At 65.3% G+C, this 6,265-nt stretch carries 8 protein-coding genes; 4 read left to right on the top strand and 4 right to left on the bottom strand.

Going from position 1 to position 6,265, the window contains the following annotated elements; translation table 11 throughout:
* On the top strand, positions 1–1,626 hold a 1,626-nt coding region (cysC, locus tag AAG799_RS12805), incomplete at its 5' end, for an adenylyl-sulfate kinase (RefSeq protein ID WP_341896446.1).
* A 42-nt stretch (positions 1,627–1,668) separates the two neighbouring features.
* Positions 1,669–2,439, top strand: a complete 771-nt coding sequence (locus tag AAG799_RS12800; RefSeq protein WP_341896444.1) for a sulfite exporter TauE/SafE family protein — start codon at positions 1,669–1,671, stop codon at positions 2,437–2,439.
* 15 nt (positions 2,440–2,454) lie between these two features.
* Here AAG799_RS12800 and AAG799_RS12795 read toward each other — a convergent pair whose 3' ends face one another.
* From AAG799_RS12795 to AAG799_RS12785, 3 genes are all read right to left on the bottom strand, one after another.
* On the bottom strand, positions 2,455–3,075 hold the full coding sequence (locus AAG799_RS12795) for a BON domain-containing protein (RefSeq protein WP_341896442.1): 621 nt from the start codon (positions 3,073–3,075) through the stop codon (positions 2,455–2,457).
* A 22-nt stretch (positions 3,076–3,097) separates the two neighbouring features.
* Entirely contained in the window at positions 3,098–3,430 is a 333-nt protein-coding gene (gene hspQ / locus AAG799_RS12790) for a heat shock protein HspQ (protein WP_341896440.1), read from the bottom strand.
* A gap of 64 nt (positions 3,431–3,494) precedes the next feature.
* Entirely contained in the window at positions 3,495–4,247 is a 753-nt protein-coding gene (locus tag AAG799_RS12785; protein WP_341896438.1) for an SDR family NAD(P)-dependent oxidoreductase, read from the bottom strand.
* Between the two features lie 125 nt (positions 4,248–4,372).
* On the opposite strand from AAG799_RS12785, the gene AAG799_RS12780 reads away from it, so the two are divergent.
* Both AAG799_RS12780 and AAG799_RS12775 read left to right on the top strand, forming a co-directional pair.
* Entirely contained in the window at positions 4,373–4,879 is a 507-nt protein-coding gene (locus AAG799_RS12780) for a PAS domain-containing protein (protein ID WP_341896436.1), read from the top strand.
* Positions 4,876–5,475: a DUF924 family protein gene (locus AAG799_RS12775; protein WP_341896434.1), complete on the top strand. Its 600-nt coding sequence runs from the start codon at positions 4,876–4,878 to the stop codon at positions 5,473–5,475. The genes AAG799_RS12780 and AAG799_RS12775 overlap by 4 nt, the downstream gene beginning before the upstream one ends.
* On the opposite strand, the gene AAG799_RS12770 is transcribed toward AAG799_RS12775, so the two are convergent.
* The gene (locus AAG799_RS12770) at positions 5,450–6,226 is read right to left on the bottom strand and encodes a winged helix-turn-helix transcriptional regulator (protein ID WP_341896432.1); all 777 of its coding nucleotides are present in this window, start codon (positions 6,224–6,226) and stop codon (positions 5,450–5,452) included. The two genes, AAG799_RS12775 and AAG799_RS12770, sit on opposite strands and share 26 nt — an antisense overlap.
* Between the last annotated feature and the right edge of the window lie 39 nt (positions 6,227–6,265).

Below are 6,265 nucleotides of genomic sequence, written 5' to 3'. Positions count from 1 at the left end.
ACCCAGCGTCGCCGCTATGTCATCATCGACGCACCCGGCCACAAGGAATTCCTCAAGAACATGGTGACCGGCGCGGCCCAGGCCGATGCCGCCATCCTGGTGGTGGATGCGGCGCAAGGCCTGGCCGAACAGACCCGCCGCCATGCCTACCTGCTGCACCTGCTCGGCATCCGCCAGGTCGCCGTTGCCGTCAACAAGATCGACCTGATCGACCATGACCCGGTGAAATTCCAGGCCGTGGCCGATGCGGTACGCAACTATCTCGCCGATATCGGCATCGAGGTGCAGGCCATCGTGCCGCTGTCGGCGCGCCAGGGCGACAACATCGCCAGCCGCAGCCTGAACACCGCCTGGTACCAGGGCCCCACCCTGATCGGTGCCCTGGATGCCTTTGCCCCGCGCGCGCATCCGGTGGAGCAGCCGCTGCGCCTGCCAGTGCAGGATCTGTATCGCCTGGATGATCGCCGCGTGATTGTCGGCCGTGTCGAAAGCGGACGCATCAAGGTGGGCGAGCGCATCCGGTTCGCGCCGGGCGGCCGCGAGGCCACGGTGGCAACGCTGGAAGCCTGGAGCGGATCGGCCGCCAATGGCTCTTCTTGGCATGCACCGCGCAGCGAAGCCGTCGCCGGTGAAAGCGTGGCGTTTACCCTGGACGAGGATGTCTTCGTCGAGCGCGGCGCCCTGGCCAGCACCCCGGACCAGCGCCCCAGGGAAGCCACCCGCCTGACCGCGCGGCTGTTCTGGCTCGACCGCGAGGCGCTGAAGCCCGGCGACAAAGTGACGCTGAAGCTCGGCACCGCCGAACGCGAGGTCGAGGTCGAAGCCATCACCGAGGTGCTGGATGTCGAAAGCCTGGGCACCACCGATGCCACCCAGATCGAACGCAACGGCGTGGCGCGCGTGATCCTGCGCAGCCGCAAGCCGCTGGCCGTTGATCTCTATGAAAACCATGCCCGCACCGGGCGCGGCGTACTGATCCGCGGACCGCAGATCGCCGGCGGCCTGGTGATCGAGGCAGCCGAGCAGGCGCGAATCGCGGCCAACGATATCGTTGCCGTCGATTCCAGCGTCACCGCCGATGAGCGCCGCCAGCAGAACGGCCATCGCGGCGGCGTGCTGTGGCTCACCGGCCTGTCCGGTGCCGGCAAGTCGACCCTGGCAATGGCGGCGCAGCGCGCGCTGTTTGCGCGCGGCCAGCAGGTCGCCGTGCTGGATGGCGACAACCTGCGCCATGGCCTGAACCGCGATCTGGGTTTCAGCGATGCCGACCGCGCGGAGAATATCCGCCGGCTGGCCGAAGTGGCCCGCGTGATGGCCGACAATGGCATGATCGTGCTGGTCTCGGCGATCAGCCCACTGCGCCAGCAGCGCAGCCTAGCGCGCACGATCATCGGCGCGGGTTTCCATGAAATCCATGTCCATGCCGATCTTGCGGTTTGCGAATCGCGCGACCCCAAGGGCTTGTATAAGCGGGCACGGGCCGGAGAGATTGCCCAGTTTACCGGCATCTCGGCACCTTATGAGGCGCCGACCGAAGCCGCCGTGACCATCGATACGGCCAGCATGCCCCTGTCAGCCGCGACACAGAGTCTGGTAGACTACGCCTTGCAGAGTTTTGCGGCGTAACGTTTCTCCGGTGCAGGCGTTACCGCAATCAGGAGGCGGCGTTTGGATTTCGATCTGGTCTTGTTTGTCGGTGTCGGCTTCGCTGCGCAGCTGATCGATGGCGCCATCGGCATGGGCTATGGCGTGATCGCCAGCAGCGTGCTGATCGCAACCGGCATGCCGCCGGCCGTGGCCAGCGCAGCGGTCCATGTCACCAAGATTCCAACCGGTATCGCGTCCGGCCTGTCGCACTGGAAATTCGGCAATATCGACTGGCTGGTCTGCCGTCGCCTGATCCTGCCCGGTATTGTCGGCGGCATTATCGGCGCCAGCGTCATCGCTTTGCTGCCGATCCATGTCATTCGCCCCCTGGCCGCTCTCTATCTTGGCCTGATGGGCATCGTGGTGATCCTGCGCGCGCTGCGCTGGCGGCAGAATCTTGCCATCGATGCGGCACCGAAAGGACGGCCCGGCATTGTCGGCTTCCTGGGCGGCCTGTTTGATTCCTTCGGCGGCGGCTGGGGCCCCATCGTCACCTCAAGCCTGCTGCTGCAGGGCCGCGAGCCCAGGCTGGTGGTGGGTTCGACCAATGCGGCCGAACCGGTGGTGGCTGCGGTGCAGGCGGCGGTGTTTTCCTTCTGGCTCGGCGCTGCGACGCTGACCACCATTGGCAGCACGGCCCTGGCCATCATGGCAGGCGCCCTGCTGGCCGCGCCCATCGCGGCTTTCCTGGTCAACAAACTGCCTGGACGCCTCATCGCCGGCGCCGTTGGCATCATTCTGATCGGGCTGAATATCCCGGCCGTGGTGTCGCTGATCGGCCGGCTGCTGTAACGCGAGGCGCCGCGATCAGGCGCGTACCTCGACGTAGTTGACCACCTTGCGCACGCCCTCGCCGTCCTTGGCGCGCGCCAGCGCCTTGTTCATCTCGTCCTTCGAGCGTGCCCGGCCCAGCAGATAGACGGTGCCAAAGGCATCGGCGCAGAGGCGGAAATTCACATCCGCCACGCCGCGCGTGCCGATCAGCCGCGCCTTGCCCTTGCTTTCCAGCACGGTGACATCGGCCCAGTTCAGCATCTCGGCCTTGCGCTTCTCCTGGTCGGCGGCCGACAGGAAGACCACATGCCAGTAGAGCTTCTTCACCCCGGCGACGGCACGTACGCCCTTCTCGAACTGATCGTAGGTCGCCTTGTCGTCGAACAGGCCGGTGATCAGCAGGCGCTGCTCATAGATCTCGGTCGAGGCCTTGACCGATTTCACCTCGGCCATCACCTTGTTCACCTTGAGGACGATCTCGTTGTCCTTGGCGATGTCGCCGGCCTTGCGCGCCTCGATGGCACGGTCGATCAGCGTCTTCGGCGCGGTCAGCAGATCGGTGATCTGGGCCAGGGCCGGCCCTGCGACAAGCGATGCGGCCAGCGCAGCCGTCGTGCCGCCCAGCAGGCTTTTCAGGATATCACGGCGATGCATGCGTCCTCCTTTAAGGCCGGACTTACATCCTGGGCGCGGCGCGCCACTGGTAACGGCCGCTGCGGAAGCCGGCGAAATACTTCTTGATATCGGGATGGTTCACCGGGCCGGCCTCGGCATCGGGCAGCAGATTCTGCTCCGACACATAGGCAACATAGGCGCTCTGCGCATTCTCGGCCAGCAGATGGTAGAACGGCTGGTCCTTGCGCGGGCGCAGATCGGCCGGGATCGACTCCCACCATTCCTCGGTGTTGTTGAAGACCGGATCGACGTCGAAAATCACGCCACGAAACGGAAACAGGCGATGGCGGACCACATCACCGATCGAAAACTTGGCGTCACGACTCTCGGGCATTCTGCTCCTCACCACATGGCCCGCCATACCGGCCGGGCCATATCTCACCACCGCGACCGCCGCCTCAATAGGTGGCGCGGCCGCCGCTCAGATCGAACACCGCCCCGGTGGTGAAGGAATTCTCCGGCGATACCAGCCAGGCCACCATGGCAGCGATCTCGTCCACCGCCACAAACCGGGCGCGGGGAATCTTTGACAGCATATAGTCGATATGGGTCTGCGTCATCTGGTCGAAGATGGCGGTTTTCGCCGCTGCCGGGGTGATGCAGTTGACCGCGATATCCATGCCGGCCAGTTCCTTGCCCAGCGACTTGGTCAGGGCGATCACGCCGGCCTTGGCGGCGCTGTAGGCGCTGGCATTGGGATTGCCCTCTTTTCCGGCAATCGAGGCGACATTGACGATACGGCCGTAGCCTTTCGCCTTCATCAGCGGCACCACGGCGCGGCAGCAATGGAACACGCCGGTGAGATCGATATCGATCACCTGCTGCCAGGCGTCCAGGGGGTAGGCATCAACCGGCGCATTCGGCCCGGCGATGCCGGCATTGTTGACCAGCAGATCGATGCCGCCGAGCTGGGCCGCGGTCTCCTTCGCCGCCGCCGCGATGCTGTCCCAGGATGTCACATCGGCATTCACCGCGATCACCTTGCCCAGTGCCGACAGTTCGGCGGCGACGCGGCCGGCCAGCGCGGTATCGCGATCCCAGATCGCCACCGCCGCGCCCGAGCGCAGAAACCGTTCGGTCACCGCCCGGCCGATGCCCTGCGCACCACCGGTGACGACGCCGCTTTTGCCCTTGAGATCAATCTGGTTCATATCCGTTTCCATTCCCGTTTTTTGACAGGCTAGCAGATGCCACCCCGGTATTAACAGGCCCACACTTTTTTTGACGTCTGGGCATTCCGCTGCTGCCGGCCTAGTCTGGCGGCAAGGGAGGGGCGATGTCGCATACGCCCGAGACAATCAATGACCGGACCTGGCCAGCGGTGCTGCAGCCGGCCCTGGTGGATTTTATAGCCTACTGGCGCGCCCTGCCGCCGGCAGCCTGCGGTGTGCCGCCCAAGGCCGCGGTCGATCCGCTGCGGATTCCGCACCATCTGCTGCCCCATATCGGCCTGGTCGAGGCGCAACCCGATGGTGACCTTGCCTCCGGTGCCCGGCTCAACCTGCGTTTCCGCCTGCTCGGCACCGGCCATCGCCGCGCCACCGGCCGCGACTACAGCGGCCGCTGCTTCGACGACCTGTATACGCCCGAGCAGGTTCTGGCCTTCGAGCGGGAATACCGCGCCATCCTGCTCAGCGGCCAGCCCGGCTTCGCGCGGCGGTCGTCGCTGAAACAGAACCGGGAATTCATCACGTTCCAGCGCATTCTCGCCCCCCTGCTTGATGAATCAGGCCAGCCGCGCCATGTGATCGGCTATTGGCATTGGGAGAATCTGGACTCGTGACGCAAGCCCCCGTATCGCAAGCCCCCGTATCGCAAGACAGCGTGCTGGATTTCTGGTTCGACCGCCGGCCCGGCGTGCCACTGACCAACCGCAAAGCCTGGTTCGAGAAAGACGCGGCCTTTGACGAAGCGATTCGCCAGCGCTTCGCTGCCGCGGTGGACTCGGCGCTGGCGGAAGGCTATGCCGACTGGGCGGAGACGGCGGAAGGCGCGCTGGCGCTGCTGATCCTGCTCGATCAGTTCCCGCGCAACCTGTTCCGCGGCGAGGCCAAGGCCTTTGCCGGCGATGCGCGCGCCCTCGCCATTGCGCGGCAGGCGGTGGATCGCGGCTTCGATATCGCGCTGCCGCCGGTGATGCGGATGTTCTTCTACCTGCCGTTCGAACACAGCGAACAGATGCACGACCAGGATCTGGCGCATCTGCTGTTCTCGGCGCTGGACAAGGTGATGCCGGGCCTCGATCTGGCCGGCTGGGCCGACAAGCATCGCGCGATCATCGCCCGCTTCGGCCGCTTCCCCCATCGCAACGCGGCGCTGGGGCGCGAGAGTTCACCGGAAGAAATCGAATTCCTTAAGCAGCCCGGCTCTTCGTTCTGATTTGCGCCGGCGCCTCGGCATGTGGCGGCAGCACCGTCTGGCTCACCGGCGGCTCGGATGGCACGCGCATCAGCCGCAGCTTCGGCGGCTCGACCAGATCGAGCGCGGCAACGAAACGGGCAAACAGCTTGGCATTGCCGGTGAAACTGACATCGCCGGTGCTGCGCGCCTTCTGCAGGCTGGCCAGGCCGATCGCCACGCGGGTGAGCGTGTCGAGATCGGCATCGATCATCACATCGGACTCAAAGCCCATATCGGTGTAGCAGAGGTCGATCTCGGCATCGCGCTTGATCAGCCACCAGCTGCGCAGCTTGTGATCGCGCTTGGGCACATTGCGGAAATTGAACTGCAGCACCGCCTTGGCCGGCAGCTCGGTGCGGCCGAGCAGGAAGCCGCGCAGCGACCACATCAGGTAGCTGACATTGCGCTCGCGCTCGTTCAGATATGGCAGGCGCCATTCGCTGCCCCATTCGGCCAGCTGGTTGATCAGCGGCCGCAGCGCATTGCCGCTTTCGGTCAGGCGATAGACATGGCCCTTGCCCACCGGCACACGCAGGATCAGGCCGGCGAATTCCATCTCTTTCAGCCGGCGCGCCAGCAGGCTGCGCGACATCAGCGGCACGCCGTTCTGGATATCGCCGAACCGCTCGCTACCTTTCATCAGTTCACTGAGTATTAAAGGGGTCCAGCGACCGGCCACAACCTCGGCAGCCTTCGCCACGGGGCAGAAGATTCCGTAACTGGTATCCATGGGGCGATGAATATCGCGGGTGGTGGCGACCCGCCAAGT

It is taken from the genome of Ferrovibrio terrae (assembly GCF_943371255.1).
GTDB classification, from domain to species: domain Bacteria; phylum Pseudomonadota; class Alphaproteobacteria; order Ferrovibrionales; family Ferrovibrionaceae; genus Ferrovibrio; species Ferrovibrio terrae_B.
The sequence above is the reverse complement of the archived record's forward strand: the minus strand, read 5'-3'. Positions and strand labels throughout refer to the sequence as shown.

What these genes read in the sequence shown, in the direction of transcription:
- AAG799_RS12795 (WP_341896442.1), bottom strand. Translation starts at nt 3,075, where the DNA reads ATGCATCGCCGTGATATCCTGAAAAGCCTGCTGGGCGGCACGACGGCT.
- AAG799_RS12785 (WP_341896438.1), bottom strand. Translation starts at nt 4,247, where the DNA reads ATGAACCAGATTGATCTCAAGGGCAAAAGCGGCGTCGTCACCGGTGGT.
- hspQ (WP_341896440.1), bottom strand. Translation starts at nt 3,430, where the DNA reads ATGCCCGAGAGTCGTGACGCCAAGTTTTCGATCGGTGATGTGGTCCGC.
- AAG799_RS12770 (WP_341896432.1), bottom strand. Translation starts at nt 6,226, where the DNA reads ATGGATACCAGTTACGGAATCTTCTGCCCCGTGGCGAAGGCTGCCGAG.
- AAG799_RS12780 (WP_341896436.1), top strand. Translation starts at nt 4,373, where the DNA reads ATGTCGCATACGCCCGAGACAATCAATGACCGGACCTGGCCAGCGGTG.